This is a genomic window from Paenibacillus sp. 11B (genome assembly GCF_030487755.1).
In the GTDB taxonomy this organism is placed as follows: Bacteria; Bacillota; Bacilli; order Paenibacillales; family Paenibacillaceae; genus Paenibacillus; species Paenibacillus vandeheii.
The window spans coordinates 208,508-234,126 of sequence record NZ_JAUKNS010000005.1 but is presented as its reverse complement, the minus strand read 5'-3'; the positions used below and the strand labels follow the sequence as shown (position 1 = coordinate 234,126).

Annotated in this window: 20 protein-coding genes and 1 pseudogene; 12 read left to right on the top strand and 9 right to left on the bottom strand. The window is 46.9% G+C overall.

All coding sequences use genetic code 11. The features are described from left to right. The first annotated feature begins 2 nt into the window (after positions 1-2). Positions 3-842 carry a MetQ/NlpA family ABC transporter substrate-binding protein gene (locus tag Q0V21_RS23150; protein WP_024628988.1) on the top strand — a complete coding sequence of 280 codons (840 nt, stop codon included), beginning with the start codon at positions 3-5 and terminating at the stop codon, positions 840-842. A gap of 127 nt (positions 843-969) precedes the next feature. Here the strand turns inward: Q0V21_RS23150 and Q0V21_RS23145 are convergent, their stop codons facing one another. After that, a complete protein-coding gene (locus Q0V21_RS23145; protein ID WP_079350004.1) occupies positions 970-1,833 on the bottom strand; it encodes a helix-turn-helix transcriptional regulator in 864 nt (287 codons plus the stop codon). 142 nt (positions 1,834-1,975) lie between these two features. Here Q0V21_RS23145 and fabF point away from each other — a divergent pair, with 142 nt between their 5' ends. The 3 genes from fabF to Q0V21_RS23130 all read left to right on the top strand — a co-directional run bounded on the left by fabF (position 1,976) and on the right by Q0V21_RS23130 (position 8,947). Next, positions 1,976-3,214: a beta-ketoacyl-ACP synthase II gene (gene fabF, locus Q0V21_RS23140; RefSeq protein WP_301880796.1), complete on the top strand. Its 1,239-nt coding sequence runs from the start codon at positions 1,976-1,978 to the stop codon at positions 3,212-3,214. Positions 3,215-3,518: 304 nt separating this feature from the next. Next, the gene (locus Q0V21_RS23135) at positions 3,519-3,938 is read left to right on the top strand and encodes a hypothetical protein (RefSeq protein WP_301880795.1); all 420 of its coding nucleotides are present in this window, start codon (positions 3,519-3,521) and stop codon (positions 3,936-3,938) included. 23 nt (positions 3,939-3,961) lie between these two features. Then, a complete protein-coding gene (locus Q0V21_RS23130) occupies positions 3,962-8,947 on the top strand; it encodes a DUF4132 domain-containing protein (RefSeq protein ID WP_301880794.1) in 4,986 nt (1,661 codons plus the stop codon). A 204-nt stretch (positions 8,948-9,151) separates the two neighbouring features. On the opposite strand, the gene Q0V21_RS23125 is transcribed toward Q0V21_RS23130, so the two are convergent. The 3 genes from Q0V21_RS23125 to Q0V21_RS23115 form a co-directional block, all read right to left on the bottom strand. Further along, positions 9,152-9,940, bottom strand: coding sequence for a formate/nitrite transporter family protein (locus Q0V21_RS23125; protein ID WP_301880793.1), 789 nt, complete (start codon positions 9,938-9,940; stop codon positions 9,152-9,154). 103 nt (positions 9,941-10,043) lie between these two features. Then, positions 10,044-10,262, bottom strand: coding sequence for a hypothetical protein (locus Q0V21_RS23120; RefSeq protein WP_301880792.1), 219 nt, complete (start codon positions 10,260-10,262; stop codon positions 10,044-10,046). A 391-nt stretch (positions 10,263-10,653) separates the two neighbouring features. Next, complete coding sequence (locus tag Q0V21_RS23115) at positions 10,654-11,643, bottom strand: quinone oxidoreductase family protein (RefSeq protein ID WP_301880791.1); 990 nt, start codon at positions 11,641-11,643, stop codon at positions 10,654-10,656. A gap of 137 nt (positions 11,644-11,780) precedes the next feature. Here Q0V21_RS23115 and Q0V21_RS23110 point away from each other — a divergent pair, with 137 nt between their 5' ends. The 3 genes and pseudogenes from Q0V21_RS23110 to Q0V21_RS23100 form a co-directional block, all read left to right on the top strand. Further along, on the top strand, positions 11,781-12,650 hold the full coding sequence (locus Q0V21_RS23110; RefSeq protein ID WP_301880790.1) for a LysR family transcriptional regulator: 870 nt from the start codon (positions 11,781-11,783) through the stop codon (positions 12,648-12,650). Between the two features lie 14 nt (positions 12,651-12,664). Next, entirely contained in the window at positions 12,665-13,765 is a 1,101-nt protein-coding gene (locus tag Q0V21_RS23105; RefSeq protein WP_301880789.1) for a threonine aldolase family protein, read from the top strand. A 191-nt stretch (positions 13,766-13,956) separates the two neighbouring features. Beyond that, positions 13,957-14,097, top strand: a pseudogene (locus Q0V21_RS23100) (LysR family transcriptional regulator); the annotation flags it as partial. 46 nt (positions 14,098-14,143) lie between these two features. On the opposite strand, the gene Q0V21_RS23095 reads toward Q0V21_RS23100, so the two are convergent. After that, on the bottom strand, positions 14,144-15,175 hold the full coding sequence (locus Q0V21_RS23095; protein WP_301880788.1) for a PocR ligand-binding domain-containing protein: 1,032 nt from the start codon (positions 15,173-15,175) through the stop codon (positions 14,144-14,146). Positions 15,176-15,535: 360 nt separating this feature from the next. Between Q0V21_RS23095 and Q0V21_RS23090 the strand changes: the two genes are divergently transcribed. After that, a complete protein-coding gene (locus Q0V21_RS23090; RefSeq protein ID WP_301880787.1) occupies positions 15,536-16,678 on the top strand; it encodes a glycerol dehydrogenase in 1,143 nt (380 codons plus the stop codon). Further along, on the top strand, positions 16,675-18,444 hold the full coding sequence (gene dhaK, locus Q0V21_RS23085; protein WP_301880786.1) for a dihydroxyacetone kinase subunit DhaK: 1,770 nt from the start codon (positions 16,675-16,677) through the stop codon (positions 18,442-18,444). The genes Q0V21_RS23090 and dhaK overlap by 4 nt, the downstream gene beginning before the upstream one ends. A 197-nt stretch (positions 18,445-18,641) precedes the next feature. Here the strand turns inward: dhaK and Q0V21_RS23080 are convergent, their stop codons facing one another. Further along, entirely contained in the window at positions 18,642-19,196 is a 555-nt protein-coding gene (locus Q0V21_RS23080; RefSeq protein WP_301880785.1) for a TetR/AcrR family transcriptional regulator, read from the bottom strand. A gap of 149 nt (positions 19,197-19,345) precedes the next feature. Here Q0V21_RS23080 and Q0V21_RS23075 point away from each other — a divergent pair, with 149 nt between their 5' ends. The 3 genes from Q0V21_RS23075 (at position 19,346) to Q0V21_RS23065 (ending at position 23,085) form a co-directional block, all read left to right on the top strand. Further along, positions 19,346-20,254 carry a ketopantoate reductase family protein gene (locus tag Q0V21_RS23075; protein ID WP_301880784.1) on the top strand — a complete coding sequence of 303 codons (909 nt, stop codon included), beginning with the start codon at positions 19,346-19,348 and terminating at the stop codon, positions 20,252-20,254. Positions 20,255-20,518: 264 nt separating this feature from the next. Further along, positions 20,519-21,697, top strand: coding sequence for an alanyl-tRNA editing protein (locus Q0V21_RS23070; protein ID WP_301880783.1), 1,179 nt, complete (start codon positions 20,519-20,521; stop codon positions 21,695-21,697). Positions 21,698-21,780: 83 nt separating this feature from the next. Continuing rightward, the gene (locus tag Q0V21_RS23065) at positions 21,781-23,085 is read left to right on the top strand and encodes a DUF1963 domain-containing protein (protein ID WP_301880782.1); all 1,305 of its coding nucleotides are present in this window, start codon (positions 21,781-21,783) and stop codon (positions 23,083-23,085) included. Positions 23,086-23,362: 277 nt separating this feature from the next. Here Q0V21_RS23065 and Q0V21_RS23060 read toward each other — a convergent pair whose 3' ends face one another. The 3 genes from Q0V21_RS23060 to Q0V21_RS23050 all read right to left on the bottom strand — a co-directional run bounded on the left by Q0V21_RS23060 (position 23,363) and on the right by Q0V21_RS23050 (position 25,434). Beyond that, positions 23,363-24,226, bottom strand: a complete 864-nt coding sequence (locus tag Q0V21_RS23060; RefSeq protein WP_301880598.1) for an IS3 family transposase — start codon at positions 24,224-24,226, stop codon at positions 23,363-23,365. Positions 24,227-24,237: 11 nt separating this feature from the next. Then, positions 24,238-24,555: a transposase gene (locus Q0V21_RS23055; RefSeq protein ID WP_301249069.1), complete on the bottom strand. Its 318-nt coding sequence runs from the start codon at positions 24,553-24,555 to the stop codon at positions 24,238-24,240. A 303-nt stretch (positions 24,556-24,858) separates the two neighbouring features. After that, on the bottom strand, positions 24,859-25,434 hold the full coding sequence (locus tag Q0V21_RS23050) for a GNAT family N-acetyltransferase (protein ID WP_179132839.1): 576 nt from the start codon (positions 25,432-25,434) through the stop codon (positions 24,859-24,861). Positions 25,435-25,619 lie beyond the last annotated feature (185 nt).

Sequence of the window (25,619 nt, the reverse complement as noted above, 5' to 3'; positions counted from 1 at the left end):
AGATGAAAGCAAAACTAATGCTCATGCTGCTGGCAGTGACGCTGGTAGCAGCCGGATGCGGCAAAAAAGAAGAAACACCTGCGGCGGAAGGAACCAAGGAAGGTAGCCAAGCCGGACAAGAAGTGACGCTCAAAGTAGCTACTTTGATTCCGCCAATGACGGATGTGTTGGATATTGTGAAGCCATTGCTGAAAGAAGATGGCGTTAATCTGGAAGTAGTTGTACTTTCGGATAACGTTCAACCGAATACTGCATTGGCGAACAAAGAAGTAGACGCAAACTTCTTCCAGCACGTACCTTACATGAATCAGTACAATGAAGCAAATAACGCTAATCTGGTAGCTGTGCAACCGATCTACAATGCGATCTACGGAGCATATTCCAAGAAGTATAAATCCATGGAAGAATTGCCTGAAGGTGCAACGGTAGCGATTGCCAACGATCCGTCGAACATTGGACGCTCGCTGGTGATGATGGAACAGAACGGCCTAATCAAGCTGAAAGAAGGCGTCGGTTTCAATGCAACGCAAGCAGACATCACGGAGAATACGAAAAACTTCAAGTTCAAAGAAGTGGATCTGTTGATGTTGGCCCGCATGCTGGATGATGCCGATCTGGTTGCCATGACTCCGGCCTATGCGAGTCCACTTGGACTTACACCGAAGAAGGATGCGCTGTTTACGGAGAAGGATGATTCCCATTTTGCCATTACGTTGGTTGCCCGGGAAGATAACAAGGATTCGGAAGCCATTCAGAAACTGGCGAAGCGTATGGCGGGTCCAGAAGTGAAGGCCTTCTTTGAAGAGAAGTATGCGGATATTGCGATCCCGGCTTTTAAATAAGATCTCAGTTCATCTGCAACTGAAATGATTTTAAACCTATGATCCAAGACAAATACGAAGACCCAGGCCTCATCGCCTGGGTCTTTTTTGTTAACCTGCATTACGGAGTAAATGAGAAAGAGCAGCATCAGCTTTCATCAGGATCACCTTCTGCCTTCGGCTCCATGAGGCGGATCAATTTCCGCTCGGTAGCGGTGTCTGTTGCAGGTGTGTAGATGCTGCACCGTAAATCAGCATTTCCCTGAACCTGTAACGAGGTAAGATCAAAAAGCATTTTGCCAGCTCTGGAATGTCTAAATTCAATCAACACGTCCGGGGCGCTGCTAACACTGCTTTGTTTCCAGAGGGTATGAAAATCAGGATATCTTTCCATCATGTCACCCAAAAACAGGTTATACCATTCATCATCCACATATTGACCGTAATAAGCACGGAAAATAGCCAGGAATCCACTAACAAAATCCTCCCAATTGACCGCAAGTCTCCGGAATTCCTTTCGTTCAAACAATAAGCTGATCATGTTCCGCTGTTCAGCAGGAATCTGTTCAAAGTCCATAAAAACATGCCGGGCCGCGTCGTTCCAGCCAACAATATGGCAGCGTCGGTCCGAGATGATTGTGGGACAATTGCGAAGTTCCTGCAATATTTTCTGCAAGGAAGGATGAATTTGGAGCGGCTTCTCATCCAGGATATAAAGTTCCGAATGATACTCCAGAGCAAGGGAAAATAAATATTTCCGTTCATCCGCAGTCAGCTTGAGAGCTGAAGCGATGTTATCCAGCACGGAATGAGATACCTGAATATCCCGGCCCTGTTCAAGCCAGGTGTACCACGTTGTGCTTACACCAGCCAATTGGGATACTTCTTCTCTTCTTAATCCTGGCGTTCTTCGGCGGGTGCCTGCGGGTAATCCGACGGATTCCGGAGAGATTTTGGAGCGCTGGTTTTTCAGAAAAGCGGATAGTGCCTGTAGCCTGACATCATGGTTCATGCCATCACCTTCAATCCTGAGTTTATCATGGTAGTCATTATACTATTATAATTGACAACTTGTAATAGGATAATACGAATGGCAATATAAGTGCATAACTGAACGAAACAAGTATGGAAAGAGCACTGAAGGAGGATGCATTATGGAACGTGTAGTTATTACTGGAATGGGGATTATCTCTCCTTTGGGGAATGATGTGCATACATTTTGGAATGGATTGGTGGAAGGCAAATCAGGAGTTTCGCCTATTGAGGCGTTCGACACAACGTCCTACAAAACGAAGATAGCAGGAGTGGTCCGTGATTTTGACGGAGAGGAACGGTTTGGACGAAAGGAAGCACGGCGTATGGATCGGTTCGTGCAATTTGCTGTTGCGGCAGCAGATCAGGCTCTGACTGACTCCGGTCTCGTGATGGATCATGTGGACAGGGAGCGAGTTGGCGTATATATCGGTTCCGGCATCGGCGGAATACAGACCCTGATGGAACAAGGCAAACTCCTGTCTGAACGTGGGCCTGCACGAGTCAGTCCAACACTGGTGCCCATGATGATATCTAATATGGCTGCGGCCATGGTGAGCATGAGGTTTGGCTGTTGGGGACCCACGCTCTCGCCAGTGACAGCCTGTTCGATCGGTAATACCGCGATAGGTGAGGCTTTCCGGCTGATTCGTCATGGTGGGGCAGATGTGATATTTGCTGGCGGGACGGAGGCTGCTGTCACCGAAGTATCGCTGGCAAGCTTCGGTAATGCAACGGCACTATCTACAAGAAACGAAGCGTATGAAGGAGCGAGCCGACCATTTGATGCAGGCAGAGACGGTTTTGTCATGGCTGAGGGCGCCGGGGTCCTGGTTGTGGAGTCCTTGTCCCATGCCCTTGCTAGAGGCGCAAACATCCTTGCGGAGATTGTTGGGTATGGTGCCAGTTCAGATGCGTATCATATGGTAGCCACCCATCCGGAAGGGCGCGGAGCTTACTTGGCCATGAAAGCCGCTCTGGCAGATGCGCAGCTTCAACCGCATGAGATTGATGTCATTAATGCTCATGCTACCAGTACAGAGGCGGGGGATCTTTCTGAGACCCGAGCAATTAAGCAGCTGTTCGGTGCAGAAGCTTATGATATTCCGGTAACGGCAAACAAATCGATGACCGGGCATATGCTGGGTGCGGCTGGTGGGGCTGAAGCCATATCGCTCATTCAAAGCTTGCGAAGCGGCATCATTCCACCGACGATCAATCAAGAGCAGGGCGACCCGGAGTGTGATCTCGATTATGTACCCAACGTTGCACGAGAAGCTGACATGCAGATAGGCATGTCCAACTCCTTTGGCTTTGGTGGTCATAATGCGGTTATTATTTTGAAGAAATATTCATCTTAACAATACAGAGAGCAGTGACTGTCCGAGGGCGCACTGTTCTCTTTTTATTTGCTGTGGGGGACCGATCCGACTGTCAAAATGCTATATAGGTCATTAGTTCGCTAGTTGCATGTAAATATGAGGATTGGCCCATGAATATGGTCGGAATATTCGTTAGAATGTTCAATAGGGGCACATATGTACGCATATTTAAATGAATAACGAAATAGGAAGAAGCTTAAGTTTGGTCCATTTTCCATGATGATATAGATATAAGGCGGATAGAGGCTTCTTCTAACATAAAGTTATACATAGGAGGTAACCAGTGAACGTATGGATTACGGTGAAAAGTCTGGGGAAACGCAAGCCGGCACTTGCCAAACAAGCTGCCGAACTTCCGGAAACAACCGATACGCCGAGACAGCTTATTAAGAACATGGTGGCTCAGCAGCTCAAGGCTCTTCAGGACAAGAAAAATGAAGCGGAATGGCTTGCCTACCTGATGCCTGAGGACATTCAGGAGCAGGGGGAAGCAGGCAAAGTCGGCTTTGGCGCGATTTACAACGAAGGGGTCCCTGATATAGAAGGCGCCATGGATACAGCTATAACCGCATATGAAGATGGGTTATTCAAAGTGTTTCTCAATGATGAAGAGTTGCAGGGACTGGATGAGCCGTTGATTATACAGGAAGACGATAACGTGGTATTTATCCGTTTTACCATGCTTGCCGGGCGTCTGTGGTAGAGAGTGACGAGGAGGAGAATGGAATGAATCAGGAAGATAAAGTTCAACAGTATCAACAAGCGTTGCAGGAAAAAGTGAAATCGCTGAATGGTATGGAGCAGGAACTCGCCGGCTATGTTGCAGAGATGGCTGGATTCACCTATTTGCGCGAAGACGAAAAGGCCTATTTGAATGCAGATATACTATTGAAACGTATGGCCGCTGAGATGCAAGCTCCATTGTTCCGTCCATTGCTGGATGTGCTGGAACATCTGGTCAGCGAACCATTTCTGGCGAGGTTCCGCTACATTGCCGAACGTGCCGCGAATTTTCCTTATAGCAAAAATTATGAGCGCAGACCTTTTCGTACGATCGATCCCGAGCAGCATATTGGACAGGTTTTTCGTAAAATGATCGCCTTGTTTCGCATGGAGATGCATGGCTTCTCTCTGAACGAGTATGTATCCATGCGGGAGTACAAATTTGATTATCTTCATGAGATTAGAGCCGTTGTACCGGATTGTATTGCCTATGAACTGGATCATGAAACCGGCGATATGAAGCAGGGACTGCATGATATTATCTATGGCGACAATCAGAATGCATTGCTGACCACTGAGATGATTAAGGGTATCTTTATGAGCGATCAGGTGGATGCTTACCAGATGGTTGGGGAATTGCTGATTGCAGCAAGGCTGCAGGAGGGTTTGCGCCAGAGCATTGTGGAACGGATGGATGAAGGAACACTTGAGGCGTATATATACATATTAAAAATAATTATCGACAACAACCTGATTCGGTTCAGTTCGGTGGTGAGAGCGCTCGCCGTATGGACAGGGATCGGAATTGAAGCGGCAAATCAGCGTGTTGCTGCTCAGCTCATCACCCAAGCGCATCAAGCATTGACTGATCCTGCGGTTCGAGAGGAATGGCAGCAAAGTGCCGATGCAAACCAATTGTTTATTAGTCTTTGGGCAACGGCTGTCATCGAAGAGAAGGAGCTGGAACGAAAAGTCATCCAGATCATGGATCACGGACAAGTATATCAGCAAATTGTTGCACAATACGTGCTCGCAAACAGTCAGAACAGAGGGCTGCGGTTACATATCGCACGTCAGTATCTTGAAGTACAGGATCTGGAATTACTACATTGGGTGATTGAGAATTATGATGCCATGTACATGTTTAACTGGAGCTTTGAAAATGGAGAGAATCAACGGAGTGTTCACGTCTGGCCACTGCCTGTTTTTGAAGATAAAGCCGTGCGTCGGCGTGACTTCGATCTGTTCAAACAAATGCTGACCCACATTCCGCAGGGAGGGGATGGTGGACCATCCGGTGTGCTTGAATTTGTTCACTATCGGATCGATCCAGATGATGTAGTGAAAAAAATGCTGTACCTTGCTGCGTATGACATGGACCCGGAATGGATTGGCGAGGTTATTGCACTCAAGGACAAGCTAAGCCCGGATTTGCGAGGGGAATTGTTGTCCCAGTTTGTCCATCACCCCGAGAATGAAGTACAAAGACAGTTTATTTTTGACAGCCTGTCGGATAAAAGCATGAACAACCGTGAGAATGCTCTGATCAAAGCGAAGCTGTTGACGCTGACGGTTGAAGAGCTGCTGCAAATGGAGGCGTTGCTGAAGCTGAAAACGGGAACACTGCGTCAGAAGATCATTCAGGTAATGCTGCTTCAGCCAGCAGATCAGCTGATGGTATCACTGAAACGACTCCTGCAATCCAAAAGCGAACTGCAGCGATTGGGCGCACTGGAACTGTTGACAGAGGTCTCCGCAGATCCACAGCGCTCGGACCAGCAGGAGCAGATGCAACCATTAATAGAGCTCATCAAGAAACCAACGGCCAAGGAGCAAAAGCTGCTGGATAAGCTTACAGAGCAGAGCAGCAGATATACGGCGGCTAATGGATTCGGCTTGTATGATCCTTCATGGGAAAATCCACTGCTTCATGAAGAACGTGATCTCGGTGGCTTCAAGCCCAAGGATGTGTTTACCCTTTCTCTAGAAAAAGCGAAGCAGTTTCTTGAAGGTTTGGATGCGTTGGTGCATGAGCACAGAGACCATGAATATGAGGCTGAATATTATGCGGGCTACAAAGAAACCTTGCTTGTAGGTGCGACTTTGCGTGCGATGGTCTACACCCCTTACGATCAGCGGCAGGATGTAGTGTTATTGGAGCAATTCCCTCTCCATAATATATGGGGGGGATATGTGCAGAAGAGTGGTCTGGATAGTAAGGAACTGCTGCAAATGTTGTTCGCGATTCGTTTGGAGGATCTGAACAAAAAGCTGGATGATTATTACCGATACTATTCCACCGTGTACGAATATGGTGAATTGGAGAAACACTGGCTGCTGGAGGGCTGGCGTAAGGAATTTGCTGAAGAGGTCTATCCGGTTCAGCATATCCAGGACATGAAAAAGATGGTCAGTGAGCTTCGTTACGCAGATCAGGTGAAAACGCTGATTGAGGCTGTTTATGAGGACAGCAATAGGTCAGATACATTTGAAATTGCTGAGCGGACACTGTATGCGGTGATGAAAATGATGCCTGAGGAACAAATGGAAAAGGAATCGGGCATGCTTGATCTCTTGTCTGGCCCATGGTTCTATATTGTACGGGATCGCGTACATGACGATCACAGTTTCAAACGGTATTTTCAGACGTTAAGCCAATTCGACAGATTAAACAAGAGCAGTTACCGAGGCTCCTTCCTTACGCTGAATGATTACCTGCGTGCCTATGAACTGGGCTTCATTGATGCACAGGAAGTCTACAAGCAGCTGCTTGTTGGAGAGTCCCGTGCACTGTTTATTCGGGAATTGACATCCAGCCGAAATGACTGGATTGCGGAGAAACCGATGTTGGCAGAACTCCGAAGAACGGTTGTTGAGCGAATTTTGGAGATTGAGCTGACCAGAGGAGAGCTCTCTACAGAAGTAAGTACCCTGGCGATGAAGCTTGAGCGCATTGATGGGTTGGAGCATTGGGTGCATCTCGTTGCTGCCATGGATCAGGATACCTTTGTCCGTGGATATATCTACAGCTATGGTGACAATACGACACGTAAAGAAACGTTCAGCCACCTGATCCAGGTATGCCATCCGCGTGATGGAGAGGACGAAGTGCTGTTGGGACAATTGCTGGCGAAGCATCCCATTCAGGAGAAGAAGCTCCTGGAAGCCGCGATGTACGCGCCGCAATGGATGGAGATTGTTGCGAAGCATCTTGGATGGGAAGGTCTTCGCAGTGCAGCCTGGTACTTCCATGCCCATATCAATGAACGATTCACTGCTGAAAAAGAAACGATCGTGGCGCATTATTCTCCCATCACACCACAGGACTTCAATGAAGGCGCATTTGATATTGCCTGGTTCGAGGAGGCATATAAGGCCGTCGGCGAGGAGCGGTTCAGTCTGTTGTACGATTGTGCCAAATATATATCCGGGGGAGCCAATCACCGTAGATCACAATTGTTCGCAGATGCGGCACTAGGCAAGCTGAAATTAGAGGACATGCGTGAGTCTGTGGAAGAGAAGCGCAATAAAGATCATTTGTTGACCTACAGCCTGATTCCGTTTGCAGCAGAAAAGGAACAGGATCTGCGCGAGCGATACGACTTCATACAGAAGTTCCTGATGCAGAGCAAGCAGTTTGGCGCACAGCGCCGGGCCAGTGAAGGTCTGGTATCCCAGATTGCGCTGGGCAACCTTGCCCGTAATGCAGGATATGCCGATGTTACCCGGCTGATGTGGGATATGGAAGCTCGCAAGCTGGATGAAATGAAGTCCTATTTTGAGCCCCATGAACTGGATGAGGCGACCACAGCTCAATTGGTCATTGATGAAGAAGGTCAGCCGGAACTGCTCATCGTAAGCAAAGGGAAAACACTCAAATCTGTACCTGCCCGGTTCAAGAAAGATGGATACATCGCCGAATTGAAGGAATTAAAGACGGATCTGGTTGAGCAGTATCGCCGGGCAAGACAGGAATTGGAGCGTTCCATGACCGCAGGAACTTCCTTTACGCGTCAGGAAGTTTCAAGTCTGTTGCAGAATCCGGTTCTTCGTCCACTGGTTCGCACTCTTGTGTTCCAAGCAGATGACAAGCTTGGACGATTCGATGTAACGTCTGGTGGGCTGGTAGCTCCAGCTTCGGCAGGTATGGAAGGCTTGATTCAAACCTTGGCGGAACAAGATCGTCTACTGATTGCACATCCATTGCATCTCTTCCAGAGTGGAAGCTGGAGCGAATTCCAACGGGATCTGTTCAACCGTCAGGAACGGCAGCCATTCAAGCAGGTGTTCCGTGAACTCTATCTTCCGAATGAGGATGAGCTGGCTAATGGAACGGTATCCCGTCGGTATGCAGGTTATCAGATTCAGCCGAAAAAAGCAGTTGCCCTGCTCAAAGGACGCCAATGGACCGTCAGCTATGAGGAAGGGCTGCAAAAGGTAAGCTATGAGCATAATCTGATTGCCAATCTCTATGCCATGGCAGACTGGTTCTCACCGGCAGATACTGAAGCACCTACCCTGGAGACGGTACAGTTCTATAATCGGAAGACGTATAAACCTGTTGCGTTGAAGGATGTTCCACCTGTCTTCTTCTCTGAGGTCATGCGTGACATCGATTTGGTCGTTAGCGTTGCGCATGTTGGTGGAGTAGATCCGGAAGCCAGCTTGACCACGATGGAGATGCGTCATGTGATCGTGAATGAGTCGCTGCGTCTGTTGAAGATCAATAACGTGCGTCTCAATGGAAATTATGCTCGAATAGATGGTGAACTGGGCGAGTATGCCGTTCATCTTGGTAGTGGTAATGTGTTCAAGCAGGCGACTGGTGCGCTTCACATTGTACCTGTACACAGTCAGCACCGAGGCAGAATCTTCCTTCCATTCCTGGATGAAGATCCGAGAACAGCTGAAATTCTATCCAAAGTGATGTTATTGGCTGAAGACAAGAAGATCAAGGACCCGCAAATCCTTGCACAATTGCAGCAATGATTAGAAATGTTGAGATGATGCTGTAGCAAAGTGGTACTCGGTTGGTAGAAACGAGGGCTGGCATATAGCGGCCTGCCCATGAATAAACGCCCCTGCAACCTTCATCACAGGATGGAAAGGTTGCGGGGGCGTTTATGATTTAGCTTACCGCCAGCCACGGTCAGGTGACCGGGCCAGTAAGGAGGTTTTTTTTGCCCAAAGATATTAGTGTGTCTCTTCGTCCAGAAACGGTTTGTTCACCGCATAATACATAAAGCCCATCAGCAGCACGCCGCCTACCAGATTGCCCAGTGTCACCGGAACCAAGTTGTGGATTACCCCGCCGAACGAGATGGTCCCCGAATGGTTCAGTACCAACGCAATCGCAAACGTACACATATTGGCGACGCTGTGCTCATACCCCGAGATGAAGAAGCAAAAGACAAAGAGCATCATAGCGAACATTTTCGCACCATTCTCCTTCATGAACATAGGCACAAAGAATGCCAGACAAACGAGCCAGTTACATAGAATCCCCCGGAAAAAGAGCTGCATAGCTGGAGCTTCCATCTTGTGCTCTACGACACTCAGCAGAAAACCATTAACCTGAGACGAATCGAACAGTCCTGTCAGATAGATCAACAGAGCAAAGACCGCCGCACCCATCAGATTCCCGCTGTAACTTGCGATCCACAGCTTCACGACTTCGAACCATTTCAGTTTCTTGCGCAAGGCAGCATAGGTGTAGTAGAACGTATTACCGGTGAACAGGTCACCGCCGCCATAGGCGATCAGAATAATTGCCGCGCCGAACGTGAGGGCAGCCATGGAGTATGTAAAAGGGGAATTCTCCATATAAAAGAAGTTACCCGTCTTGAACGCCACGATGACGCCAAACCCGATAAACATGCTGGCGAGCATGGAGCGCGCAAGGTATCTGATTAAGCTTTGTTTGTAAATCTTATGTTTCTTCAGAGCAAGCAGTTCTACGTTCCGTAAACCTTCCGTTTCCATAATTCGCCTCCTGTTTCCTGATGTCTTGTTTACATTATAACGAAAATATGGAAGTTGGGGAGAGGTGGTCTGGATTTAAAGGGATTATTTAATAGGATAAGGGCTAAGGGCTGGGCGGAAGAATGATCGGACGAGCAGCCAGCGCCTCTTCCACAATCTGTTCGGGTGTCAGGTCTCGATCATCCCAGAAAATCAGATTACTGATCTCTGCATGAGGCAATTGCTGCCGTAGCTCGGTTAGTATCTCATCTAGTTCATCTTCGGTTCCTTCGGCATTCATCAGCTTGCGAACCAAATCGATTAAATGCAAATGGTTGGACATATGATACCTCCTAAATGATTCATAGAGTGAACAGACTAGTCTGTCATGGGCTGATCCAGTGGGTCATACGTAACGATTACCGGGAAAAATTTGGGCTCAAGCATCAGGCTAATGACCATTTCGTCTTGGTCAGTATATGTAATGAAATAGTTTCCAAAGTGTGATTCATAGATGAAATTCCTGTATTGAAAGGAGTGTTCAGGGTACTTTATGTTCACATATAACGTAGTTACCCCTCGGGCAAAGGTTTCTTTCAACATAGGAATTTGGGCCAGCAGCATAATAGCGACAAGAACAATGACTGTACGTTTAGCGAGACGGGTCAGATGGCTTCACCCCATTATCGTAAAATTATTTTACCAAGTAATGAAAGTCCATCTAAAATCTGATGTCACTCCACGAGTATAGCAAGATTGCCAAACTGCTCTCCCTTTTCCATACGTTCGAATGCTTTCGCTGTGTCCTGCAGCGAATATATGCCATCGATTACAGGATGTATATCATGTTGCTCCACCCATTGCAGCATCTGGACAAACTCTTCGCGGCTGCCCATGGAGGTGCCAATCAGGCTAACTTGCGGGAAAAAGATCGAGCGGATCGGAATATTCAGATCATCTCCCGAGCTTGCACCATACATCACGATACGGCCACCTGGTCTGATTATATCAAAATATTTCGGGAACATGGCTTGTCCGATGCTATCCAAGATCATGTCAACAGGTTCCAGATCGTTATGCGAACTCCAATCGGCATGGCTATCCAATGCACGGGTTGCGCCAAGACGCAGAGCCTCATGTTTCTTGGCTTCACTTCTGGACGTAACGGTCACTTTCGCACCAGCGGCTACGGCCATGAGCAGGGCATATGTCGCTACACCGCCCCCGATGCCGGGAATGAGGATATGTTCATCCTGTTTAAGTCCGCCACGAGTGAATAAGGCGCGGTATGCTGTCAGAGCCGAAAGGGACAACACCCCTGCTTCCGCCCATGATAGATGAGAAGGTTTGGACAAGGCATTTCTGGCAGGCAGCGTAATATATTGTGCGAGAGTTCCATCCGTAGGGCCACCAACAATATCGGGCACGAGAGGTACGTCAGCTGCATGCTCCCAACCGAGAGTAGGGTGGATAATGACCTCATCCCCAACCGATAAGCCTTCTACAGCTTCTCCAATCGCTATGATTACCCCTGCTCCATCGGAACCAAGAATGAGCGGTGTGTCCTGGAATGTACGTCCTGCCATGATGAACAGATCACGATGATTAATTCCAGCGGTTTTTAGTTGGATCTGAACTTCCCCGGCTTGCGGTGCACGAGATGTTGAATCTGTATATTGAAGACCTTCAAGGCCGCTTTGGCCGGCATGTATAATCGCTTTCATTTTCAAAATTCCTCCCTGACTATATAAAAAGTTTACTACTGAGCCTCATTGTACAGATGGGTCAGATTCACGTAAAATGAACAAAAATGAATGTCACTATCAATTCAGATTATAGATAACAAGCAGGTGATCAGGGCATGGATGCCGGAGATTTGAAAATATTTCAGGCGGTTGCCCGCGAAGGCAGTATCAGCAAAGCCGCATTAGCGCTGAATTATGTGCAATCCAATGTAACAACACGAATCAAACAGCTGGAAGATCAGCTGCAAGTGCCACTGTTCCATCGTTCCAACCGGGGCATGTCGCTCACACCAGCGGGTGAGAATTTACTGGGATATGCGGATAAAATATTACATTTGTTATATGAAGCGGAGCAGGCAACGCAGAAGGGGAGTCCACCCGCAGGGATGCTTCGTCTTGGTGCAATTGAGACCGCAGCCTCTAATTTTCTGACGCCGATGCTCGCTGAATACCGTTTATGTTACCCCGAGGTCCAGCATTCGCTAATTACAGGGGGTACACACGAACTGAATCAGCAGGTCATTCAACATGAGCTGCATGGCGCTTTAATATATGGCCCGGTCGACCACCCTGAGCTGAGTTATATGAAAGTGTACGACGATGAATTGGTATTGATTGCCGAACCCGGAAACCACGAATTGCATGATTTATTGCGCAAACCGATGTTGTTTTTTGAAGTAGGCTGTACCCATCGCGATCAGGCAGAAGCCTTTTTGAAGGATCAAGGCGTTCACACCCTCAATGTCACGGAATACGGAACACTGCACACCATTATGAATGGCGTATCTGCCGGGTTAGGGGTGTCATTACTCCCACGCTCCTCGGTTACCAAAGCAGAACATAGAGGCGAGGTTACAGTGTTATCTTTGCCTGATCCGTATCGCAGGTTGGAAGTAGGATTTGTCTACTCACGGAGTGAGTATCTATCCGGAGCACTGGGTGCATTGGTACAGATGATGATGAAAAAAGAATCAGAACAACAATAAAGGAGTGAATAACCTTGAAGGATACAGAGTTAACGTTAGCGGAAGCATTTGGGCAGGCGGAGTTTATTATAGGCGGCCATGGCAGCCGTAAAGTCAAAGTGCTTCAGGAAGTGCTGGCGCATGTGGATGGGGAGCAATATAGTGATCATTATGGCAACGGCGAAATCATTGATCAATTCCAGCAGCAGATGGCTGATGTTCTGGGCAAGGAAGCGGCTGTGTTTTTCCCCAGTGGTACGATGGCGCAGCAAATCGCGCTGCGTATCTGGTGTGACCGCAAAGGCATCAAGCGGGTAGCCTATCACCCTTTATCTCATCTGGAAATCCATGAGGAAGACGGACTGAAGGAGCTGCACCAGATTGAATCCATTTTGCTGGCGGACGAGGACCGATTGATTCGATTGGAAGATGTAGAGGGGATCGATGAGGGGATTTCCTGTCTGCTGCTAGAACTGCCTCAACGCGAGATTGGAGGACAATTACCTGCGTATGAAGAGTTGGAGGCAATCTCATCCTATTGTCGTGAACGTGGAATCAAGCTTCATCTGGACGGGGCACGCCTGTTCGAAATCACGCCTTATTATCAGAAGACAGCAGCCGAAATTTGCAGTCTGTTTGATAGTGTCTATGTGTCGTTTTACAAAGGCATTGGAGGCATCGCTGGGGCCATATTGGCAGGGGATTCGGATGTTATGCAAGAATCAAAAATATGGAAACGGCGTCACGGCGGCGATCTGATCGGCCTTTATCCATATATTCTGAGTTCTCAATACTATTTTAATGAACGGATTGGCAAAATGGGGCTTTATTATGAGCAGGCCAAGGAACTGGCCTCCTTGTTGAATGCGTGCCATGGTATACGTACATTGCCAGAAGTGCCCGTCTCCAATATGTTTCACGTACATATTCCATTGGCCCAAGCCGAGGTGGAGCGTATTCTGGTATCCATGGCTCAGCAATTCGGCATAGGGATCACTTCATATTTGCAGCAGTCCAGTGCTCATAGCTGTGCCTTTGAACTCTCAACAGGGGATCGGTATCAGAATGTGCCCAAGGACAAGCTGCATTTAGCACTGGATTGGTTGGATGAAGAGCTGCGTAAACAGGTGAACTAATAATGTTATACTCATATTGCCTTATCCACTTCTGGATAGGGCATTTTTTTTGCAGGGATAGTAGGAAAGGCGACGAAAGGTACTTTAATGAATGAATGAATGAATGACCGTGCTGGCTGAACAGCCGTCTGGTTTCAGGAATCAAATGAAGTAATAGGCTAGTATAGTTGGGAGGCCCGTACAACAGACGTATGGATATTCGAAAATTACGATACTTTATCACCGTGGCGGAAGAGCTTCATTTCCACCGTGCGGCAGAGAAATTATATATGACGCAGCCACCTCTGAGCCAACAGATTCAGAATCTGGAAGAAGAGCTTGGTGTGAAACTTTCTGGGTAACTTTTCCTGGTTAACAAAAGCTTATGGCTATACTCGCTCATTGGTCCTGCATGTATTTGCGATAGAGGGCAGGCGTAATCTCCTCGAATTTTTTGAATATTTTGATAAAATAACCCGATTCATTGAACCCCAGTTCATCACTGATCTGCGACACGGGCATGTCCGTTACTTCAAGCAGCTGCTTCGCCCATTTGATTTTGAGCCGTGCAATATAGGTTGTGAAGTTCTCACCGGTCTCCTTGGCAAACAGCCTGCTAAAATAACTTGGACTCAGGTGGCATAGATCGGCCATTTGTTTAAGCGAGACTTGCTCACTCTTGTGACTGTGAATGTATTCAAAAGCAGGTTGGAGCACCAGGTTGGAGCTTTCCGTTTCGTTAGGACTGTTTTTGAGATAGGCATCCGCAATCGCATTGGTCATTTCTTTTTTGATAGACTCAATATTTCGGATGGAGTACCCGGGCAGAATGGTGGACAGGTTCAGAGATTCCTGATTCCCCGAAGCTTTCTCGAACATCTCCAACAGCAAATTTTTGTTGAGCGCTTCCTCCACAATGTAGTTACAGAGTAAAGAAAGCATGTTGGAAATTTTCACAACCTCTTCATAGGTCATGACAGGCAGTTGGTCATAATCGTCCTGTAATTCCTCCAGCTTCGCAGCATGCATAGGCACGTTCTTGGACGTGACGATCTGTTCCAGATCCGTCCCTTTCTTCGGGTCAGCGAGCTTCACTTGTCCTGCCATTACGGCGCCGATATATTTGCCATCGATCGTGATCGGAATGGCGATGTCCACGATATTGAAATGGCACAAGTAGACATAAGGCTCATTCAAGCGAACGGCTTCCAGTCCCCCTCGAGAATCACATTTCTGGCAGTAGGGGAGCAGTTCGGGATCTTTGCGTACATTTTGGCAAAACGTCTGGCAGCTGCTATGGCTCGTTACGGGAATGCCTTTATAATCGACGGTTAGAATAGCCAGCTTGGTCACGGTGGCAAGAGAATCCTGTAGACGCTTCCATTTATTCAGGTCGAGAATTTTATTAATATGCAGATATTCTTTAATCATAGGTGAAACCTCCATAGCTAACCTGATGAATGATTACGCTCGTTAAAAGTTAGCAAGTTGTACATATTAAGATGAGTCCATGACGGGTAATGTATAAATGATGTCAAAATTCACCCATCTCATGACAATAAGATACCATGATTCCGTTGAAAAGCAAAAAATTACGATTGCAAATTATAATAATTTGTTATCAAAGTCCACTGTAACCCGAACATGCATGAGTTATATTTAGATTAATTGAGTGTATTTAAAATTTAATGTATAAGTTCATCCAAGAATTACATCAGGTAGCCTTGTTGAAGGCATGTCGGTAATTGATACCGTTAACGAACTTATATCATCCATAGGAGGCATATCATTATGAGAAAAGCATTTATTAGCCCAACGAAGTACGTACAAGGTGAAGATGAGTTGTTGAACCTAGGTTACTTTGTGAAATCTTTTGGTGAATCTGCATTACTGATCGCGCATCCCGATGATGTAAATCGTGTAAAAGCGAAGCTCGATGCAACGGCACAGAAATTTAATATTACGTTTGTTGAAAGCGGTTTTAGAGGAGAATGTTCGCGCGAGGAAGTCGCTCGTCTCCAGGAAATTGCGAAGGAAAAAGGATGCACATGTACCATCGGTCTCGGCGGCGGTAAAGCGATTGATGCAGCCAAATGTGTAGCAGAAGGCGAGGCGTTGATTATCTGCCCAACGATCGCAGCAACAGATGCACCAACGAGTCACTCTGCCGTGTTGTATACGCCGGAAGGTGCTTTTGATGACTACGCTTATTTCAAACAAAGCCCAAGTGTGGTTCTTGTGGATACAACGGTTATCGCAAACGCACCAACACGTTTCCTCGTATCGGGTATGGGTGACGCATTGTCTACGTACTTCGAGGCAAGAGCTACAGCAAAATCATACTCTCGTGTGAATGCAAGTTTGCCAATGGGTTCCCGTGAAGGATACACACCATCCGCAGTAGGAACGAATGCTGCACTTGCGCTGGCCAAATTGTGCTACGAAATGCTGCTCAGCGACGGTGTAAAAGCGAAAGTGGCAAGTGATAGCAACATGGTCACCCAAGCGCTGGAAAACATCGTTGAGACAAACATTTTGTTGTCTGGTCTTGGATTTGAGAGTGGCGGTCTGGCCGCAGCACATGCGATCCACAACGGATTCACTATTCTGGAAGGCACACATCACTTCTTCCACGGGGAAAAAGTAGCCTTCGGTACAATTGCACAGCTTGTTCTTGAAAATGCGCCGACAGAAGAGCTGCACCAGGTGCTCGACTTCTGTCTTGAAGTTGGTCTGCCGGTATGTCTCGCAGACATCGGTGTAGATACCATTAGCCAGGAAGAGCTGCTGAAAGTGGCTGAGATTGCTTGTATTCCGGAAGAATCGATTCACGCGATGCCGTTCCCTATCACCGTGACTGAAGTAGCTGGTGCGATTGCTACCGCTGACCGGATCGGTGCTGAATACAAAGCTCGGCGGGAGGCGAAATCATGAAGAAAATCATCAATCAGGCTGAAAATGTAGTCATGGAAATGTGCAACGGGATTGCGCTAGCGCACCCGGAGCTTGAATTTTTAAAGAAATATAAAGTGATTAAACGCAGAGAGATTAATGCCGATAAAGTCAGCCTCGTCAGTGGCGGCGGCAGCGGCCATGAACCTGCTCATGCAGGTTATGTTGGCAAAGGCATGCTGGATGCTGCGGTCTGTGGAGATGTATTCGCATCTCCTTCCCAGATTCAGGTGTATCAGGCGATCAAGGCCACAGCCAGCAAGAAGGGCACCCTGTTAATCATCAAAAACTACAGCGGCGACATGATGAACTTCAAAAACGCGGCGTATCTTGCGGAGGAAGATGGCATTGATGTGCAATATGTACGGGTTGAGGATGACATCGCTGTTCAAGACAGTCTGTATACGGTAGGACGTCGCGGCGTGGCCGGAACTGTATTGGTGCACAAAATCGCTGGAGCCGCAGCCGAAGAGGGCCGCAGTCTGGCAGAGGTGAAAACTGTTGCCGAGAAAGCAGCGCAGAACGTACGCAGCATTGGATTTGGATTTACCTCCTGTACTGTACCTGCCAAAGGTACACCGACATTTGAAATCGCTGAAGATGAGATGGAATTCGGGGTAGGAATTCATGGTGAGCCAGGCATTCGCCGCGAGAAATTGGTATCTGCAGATGAGCTTGCAGGACGCATGATTGAAGCGCTGCTTGCAGACATGAAGCTGGACAACGGTGCATCCGCGGAGATTGCTGTGCTTGTCAATGGGTTCGGGGCTACACCTTTACAGGAGCTTTATCTGCTCAACAACTCGGTTCAGCGTGAGCTGGCACAGCGTTCAGGTCTGCATGTAGCTACTACATTTGTTGGCAATTACATGACGAGCATCGATATGGCAGGTGCATCGGTAACCATCCTGAAACTGGACGATGAACTGAAGACGTTGTTGTTCAAGGAAAGTGACACCCCAGCGTTCAAAGTGTCTGGTCCTCCGACAGCGCAAGTAGCTTATTCCGAAGCGTTGGAAGCCGTCGTGACTGAAGATGCGCCTGTATCCTATGAAGTAGAGACACCTGCATCATCTGCGGTAATCAACAACAATCAATTCTCCCTGGATAATATCGTCTATCTGATCGATAAGATGAGTGAGATCATCATCAAGAACGAAGTGCCGTTCTGTGAACTGGATTCCCATGCGGGTGACGGTGACTTTGGTATGAGCGTAGCGAAAGGGTTCAGACAACTCAAGCGCGAATGGAACCATATCGTCAACGAAGAGAAAAAGGATATCGGTTCATTCCTGGATGCCTGCTCTCTTGTCATTATGGAATACTGCGGCGGTGCATCCGGCCCGATCTGGGGATCGGCATTCCGGGCGGCAGGCAAAGCCGTAGGTGACAAGCAGCAATTGAACGTTGCAGATTTCGCTGACATGATGCAGGCTGCAGCACAAGGAATTCAATCTACAGGCGAACGTTCCTTTGGACGTGGTGCTGTTGTAGGTGACAAAACATTAATTGACGCACTTGTTCCTTGTGCAGACTCATGGACGCAAAGTGCGAAGTCTGGAGATGACTTCAAGACAGCGTTTGCCAAAGGTGCTGAAGCGGCAGTAGAAGGCGCGAAGAAAACAGAAGACATCGTGGCACGTATGGGCCGCGCGGGTGCTGTTGGTGATCGCAGTCTCGGATACCCGGATGCTGGCGCATATGCGCTGGGGGTTATTTTCACAGAGCTGTCGGATTCAATGAAATAAAAATGTGTGCAGTCGTTAACTTAAAAAAATCGACAATAAAACGAGCCTCTAGAATCGCTTCTAAGGCTCGTTTCGCATTTCAGGAATTTATATTTAACCGATAGTTTTCAGTGGCCACCATTTAAATTGGTTTTTTTGGTGTTGATCGCTTGCAGAATACTTACCACCAGCCGCGTACACAGCTTTTCGGACCTTTTTCAATTTTCCTCACTATACGGCGCTATCCCTTTTGTATATAAGTTATCCACTAAATTGAAAAACTCTTCTGGGGATAAATCCTTTTGTCGCTGGAGCCAAAGACGAAACAAAGAAAGTGATGTTGAGATGTGAAACTCAATTAAGTATGGCGTTATGGCACTGTCTGGAGGTAGGTTTAATTCCAATCTGCCAAGGGTGATTTCTCTTTTCAAGCGTTCTAAAAAACGAATACTGCCATAATCGCCCAAAAAGGCATTGAGAACCGAGAGATATTCCTTGTTTTCCAAACAATGAAACGCATCTTGAACAGGATGTGAAGATAGTTCTTTTTTCACCAATTCTTCTTTTATGTAGTTCACTAAGTCATTTTCAACAAAGTCTAACAGTTCGTAAATATCAGTAAAGTATTGATAAAATGTGCTGCGGTTATATCCCGCTTTATTTGTAATCTCTTGAACCGAGATTTTTTCAATCGGCTTTTGACTATATAACTCACAAAAAACATTGATAAACGTTTGTCTTGTTTTTTCCGTGATTTGGGGCTGCTTTTTCATTTTTTTCTCCTATCGGTAACAAGAGTATCATCCGACAAATATTTAAAAACTGATGTTTGATCAAGGGCATAATAACGATTTATGATTAAATCATACAACACGTTGTTGTATAGTCAAGAGAGATTATTCAAAAAAAAGGGAGGATTGTTATGTCCGTTAAACAAAATAGAATTTTAATTTATGGTGCAGGTGTTATAGGGAGCATATACGCAATGAGATTCATTGAAGCAGGGCTTGACGTTACTATGTTTGCACGTTCTAATCGATTTAAAACATTGAAAGAAAAGGGTCTGCAATATAATGAAAAAGGTACTGTTAAATCGATAAAAGTCAATGTCATTGATACGCTTGAAAATGATGATATATATGATTTTATTTTCGTTACCGTTCGTTATGATCGATCAGAATCAGCGTTGTTAGCGCTCAAAGACAATCAAAGCAAAAATATTGTTACAATGACTAATAATTCAATTGGATTTTCTTCGTGGCTAGATATGGTTGGAGATAGACTTTTACCCGCTTTTCCCGGTGTTGGCGGACAGATTAAAGAAGGAATATTGTTTGCCCGATTTCCACCAAAGATTCTAGTGACTACTGTGTTCGGAGAAATTAGTGGTTTAGTGACAGAACGTGTAGAGAACCTGGCAAAAATATTTAAAACAGCAAAACTTCCCTGGGCAATGAATAAGGATATGAGATCATATTTAATAACACATTCAGTATCAGACATTGCAATGCTTAGCTTTTTGAAAATTGATAATAAGATCATTGACCCCAATACAGCTAACAACAGAAAAACGGCACATCAAATAACATACACTTTAAAAACATATCTGAGAGCCATACAAAAAGCGGGCGTTGCTATTAATCCATCTGCATTTAAAATGGTGCTTACATGTCCAGATTTGATTTTGGATTTGTTCTTTATGCTATGGTTACGGACTAAAATGGTGAAGGATATGATGTTGCCGGACTATGCGAGTAGTGCAAACAACGAAGTTGTGCAGCTGAATAACGATTTATTGAAGTTTTTAAGTCAAAATGATATCACACCCTAAGAACGGAAACAGAGATTTTGGGTCAGTAAGTTGTATCGTTATGCTACTGAGATTCACATGACCGTCCTGTAGCTTGACTTGCAGAGCGGTTTTTTGATATGAAAAAGGGATGCATGCAGGCTGAAACTTGGCTTGTTTATGCCAGATAGTGTAATCTGGAGATCAGGTACATAAGGATTTTGCATAGATCAGAAAGTGACGATGCATTCGTAAAAATGCTAAAGCAACACTCTACTTTAAACGAGAAGGGATCGGGATGATTCGATGACGAAAAAAATCTATTATGACTCTGCATACACACGGGAGTGGCATACACAAATTACAGGCAGAGTGGACAAAGAAGACGGTGTATATGTCACGCTGGCGGAGACGGCTTTTTACCCCCATGGAGGTGGACAGCCTTGTGATCTGGGACAGATCGGTGGCATTACCGTGCTGGATGTGATTAGTGAAGACGGTGAGGTACTACATAAGCTGGAGCGTGCGCTGGAACAGAATGACGTGGATTGCCAAATTGATTGGCAGCGCAGATTCGATCATATGCAGCAGCATAGCGGGCAGCATTTGCTGTCGGCTATTACGCTGAAGCTGGCAGATGCGATGACGCTCAGTTTTCATCTGGGGACAGATTATATCTCGATTGATGTGGCTGCAGCCGAACTGGGAGCGAACCAACTGGCTGCAATTGAATTGGAGGTCAACCAGCAGATTTACCGGAATGCCAAAATCAGCAGTTCCTGGGTCACTGCGGAAGAAGCAGCACGACTGCCACTGGTGAAACTGCCTTCCGTAACCGAAGATATTCGCATCGTAGAGATCGAGGGTGTGGAATATAACGCTTGCGGAGGAACACATGTGTCAGCCACAGGTGAGATCGGGATCATTAAACTGCTGAAAACCGAGAAAATGAAGGGCAGCACCCGGATTTATTTTAAATGCGGATACCGGGCACTGAACGAGTTCAACGCCGCGCAAAGCGTGCTAACCGGAATTTCGGCCAAATTGAAGACCAGTAGGGACGAGCTGGCGGATCGAATCGATAAAATGGAAGCAGAACAAAAGCAGCTGCAAGCCGAGCTGAACACTGTGAAAGCCTCCAATGACGCTTATTATGCGCAAGAGCTTTTATCTGCACGGGAAGGACTTGTCATTGCTCAAATCTTTGAGGACAAATCGCTCAAGGATATGCAGAGTCTGGCGACCAAGCTGACATCGGAACATGAGGGACTTGTACTCTTTGCGAGCATCTCGGAGGCCAAAGTTGTTCTGGCACAGAACGGACAGCCACCGGAGTGGGCTTGTGGACCTTTCTTCAAAGGCAATCTCGGAGCCTACCAGGGCAAAGGCGGCGGTAGCGACAAAATGGCTCAGGCGGGCTTTGCCAGCAGCGAAGATGCAATCGCATTTTATGAATTTACGAAGGACCAACTGGGACATCACTAATCTGCGACTTTTCTTCGCTAATCCATATGGATCGGGCTAAGTGGATCGTAAGGTGGAATCAAAAGTAGAGGAGGTGCCCACAGATGACAGAACGGATTCCGTGCATACGTAAGGGGTGCCCAAATACGATTTTGCCAGCAACGGCTGCCAGAACAGGTGGGTATTGCATGCCTTGCAAGCAGGAGATGGAGCGCGAGGCACATCAAAGATACATTGAATCCAATCGGCGTGACGTAAACTTGTATGAGGGAATGACAGACCCTGTGGAGATTCTAAAAATCATGCATACCCGCCAGGTTCATGATCCACTAATCCGTTATGTGGCATATGAGCAATCCAAAGAACAGGTGTATCTGTCCTTGTCTGCGGAGCAGCAAGCTCTCATGATCGACTATGCGATGCAGGTCATTCGTGCAGGGGATGATGATACAGGTAAAGATATTCTGGTATATCTGGTTTGTTACCATGATATTTCGTTGTCTGCACAGATTCCGGAGCTGCTGGAGCGCGAAATCTACTACCCTGTCATTTTGTATAAGAGTGCCTCTGCCGAAGTACGTGACCAACTCTTGCAGCAGGTGAATACTGATGATGAGAATCGGAACAATCTATTGCTCATGCTCGCCTATATTGGAGATGAAATTGTCGTACGTCAGTTCCAGCAATGGAGGCAGTCTCCGCCTCGCTGGGCAGATCAGCTGCATGTTGCACCAGAGCGCTATACAACCGAAGCCGGTTGGGAGTTGACGAATGAAGGTCAGCGCAGGGATTTATTCATCACCCCAAGTTATTCACTCTATAAAGTAAAAGAGAATGAAAGGGCTGACGACACATCAGATGGCGCTCCGATCTCGGTGCTGTTGACCCGTGCCAATAACTGTGAGTGGTGTGGCAGTCCGTTAACGATCTTAATTGATCTGGATGTACGGCATCCAGCACTGAAGGACGTTGCTTGGAACAGTGAGCGGCTTCAAGTGCAGACTTGCGTGATATGCAGCTGTTATGGCGTCGTTTATATGGAGATGGATTCAGCAGGTGAACCGTGCTGGAGTACGCATAATGTGATGCCCGTGGGAGCGGATGATCTCGACCCGAATGACTATGCTCAGCTTGCACCGGATGCAGGGCGGCAGTTTCGGATTGCGACTGCACCACGTCAGGCGTTCCATGCCAGTGAGTGGGCGATGGAGCCTTCTTTATCCCAGATTGGGGGCCATCCCGGATGGGTTCAGGACGCGGAGTATCCGAATTGTCCATGCTGTTCTTCGAGCATGAGGGCCGTTGGTCAACTCGACTGGAGCGAGGTTGAGGAGTATGGGGATGGCATGTATTACATGTTCATTTGCGAGCCGTGTCAGATGACGGCGGTATCTTATCAACAGTCCTGATGAAGGAAGCAATAATCTTTTTAATTCATAGAAGCGATTTAGGTGTAATGACAGCAGCATACCCAAAAGGGGCTATCCGATATGTCTTCGACATTACGGGAGGCCCCTTTGTTTGACTAGAGGCAGTCCCATAAGTCATGAGGATTACAAGGATTACACTGGACGCCCCTTATTCACGTTACTTTGGTCTAACGAACCTAAGACGCGTTATTTGCTCCCATTTGTACCGTTATGAGATGTAACGAATTACATGGACCTCTGTCAAGAAAGTAGACACTTACGCTACGGAATTTCCGGTGAATTGCTGTGCAAAACGGGCAGGGGAAAGGTACCCCAGTGCGCCATGCATTCGTTTGCGGTTGTAGTAAAACTCAATGTATTGGTAGATAGCCATGTAGGCCTCTTCCGGTGTTTTAAAGCGCGGATTACAGTAAATGAGTTCCTTCTTCAAAATACTGTGCCAAGACTCGATACAGGCGTTATCGTAACAGTTTCCCCGGCGGCTCATGCTGGATTCCATACCGTAGGCACTTAATTGCTCGACGTACTCTTTGGAGGTGTATTGGGAGCCGCGATCCGAGTGATGGAGCAAACCCTTACCAGGTCGTTTGGCAGTGTAAGCAGCCTTCAAAGCATCCAGCACCAAGCTAGTTTCCATATGGTTCGACAAACGCCAACCAACAATTTCACGCGTGCACAAATCCAGGACACTGGCGAGATACAAGCGTCCTCCTCGGCACGGGATGTATGTGATGTCTGTAACCCAGACGGTGTTCGGTTTGAGCGTTTTAAACTGTTGATTCAGCGTGTTGGGTGCGACCGGATGGTTATGCTTGGAGTCCGTGGTCTGGACACGATATATGCGGCTAACGACGGAACGGAGCTTCATTTGGCGCATGTACACACTCACTGTACGTTCGGTGATCTTAAACCCCTCCAGATGAAGTAACCGTGTAATTTTGGGGCTACCATATCGCTTGTTGTGGTCGGAAAAATGGTACTGAATTCGCTTCATGATCTGGGATTTCCGAAGCTCCTGCATGCTTGTTTCGTTCTTCCGCCATTTGTAGTACCCGCTCCGTGAGACCTGCAGGGTTTCGCACATCTTCTCCAAGTGGAACTCGGAGCGATGATTCTCCACGAACTGGAATCTCAGTTCTTTGGTTTGCTGAAGATGTGCACCGCTTTTTTTACAATAGCTAGTTCCTCTTCCGTATCGGCAAGTCGATGTTCTTTCTCTTGGAGCATGCGACGCATCTCTTTCAGCTCTGCTTCGAGTTCCTTAACTCGGTCCATACTGGCAGCCGGTTCGTTTTTGAGCTCACGATATTGGCTCATCCATTGATGTAACGTACTTTTCGGGATGTTAAGCTCTTCTGCCAGATCACTGAGTGTCTTCGTCTGTTCTTGAATAAACTTGACCGTTTGTTTTTTGAATTCTTCATTGTATCGTTGCCGTTGTTCTCCCATGTGGACACACCTCCGTTAGTCTTATTATCCTTCTGTCCGTTAATGGGTGTCCACTTTTTATTCTAGCTCCAACAGAGATGTTATTTCATAAATAGGGTCGATTTTAAGGCTCTGACGGCGTTGTTACACTCAAATAAGGTCACTGAGATTCGTTAAAATTTGTATGCCTTGAAAATCGACCATTTAGGGTGTAACAGTTTCGTTAGCGTCTAGGCCAAATGGAGACCCGCAGTTTACTTGCAACCTGGGCTTGCCAGGGAACCGGGATCTGTTCGATAAATTCAGTGACCTCTGCATTCATATTCATGCTTGTCCACCCTCCACATTGATCTGATTGTGTGCTTCCCATTCCGGTCTTAGAATTCCCATCAATAAGCGATCATAGCGCTTGCCGTCACGATACACAGCTGATCTGGCGCGACCTTCCAGCTGAAAGCCGACCTTCTCATAGGCACGGATGCCTTTTGCATTATAGGCGATGACATCCAGACCTACCCGGTCCAGATTCAATTCATGGAAGGCATATCGCAAAATGAGATTCAATGCTTCCGTTCCATACCCCTTGTTGCGATGCTCCGCGAGTCCGATGCCAATGGCAAGCTGTCCGCAGCGGTTGTTCCATTCAATGCTGTGAATGACAACGAATCCGATCAATTGTTCATCCTCAAGCGTTCGAAGCCGGAAGTAAACTTCCTTGTCCTTTGTCTCACCTTCATCTTCAAGCTGCTTTTCCGAAAAAGGGATGGCAATGTCCGTATCCACATTTCGCAAATATTCGGGATCTTCATTCCATTGCAGCATGGTTTGTACATCTTCTGTACGGGGTGGAGTCATTTTCAACCGTTTGCTATAAAACAGATTTTCAGTTGTTAGTGTCATGATGGTCTCCTTTGAATAAATTAAGTTCGCTTCACCTCAAAACGACGATTAACTATATGGATACTCCGCAATATTCTTCGCTCCTTTTGATCTCAGATAGCCTCACTATAATGGAAATTTAAGGGTATCACAATAGACAGTTTATTCGTGTTTTTGAACCTGTTGTCAGAAAACCTGTCATGGTA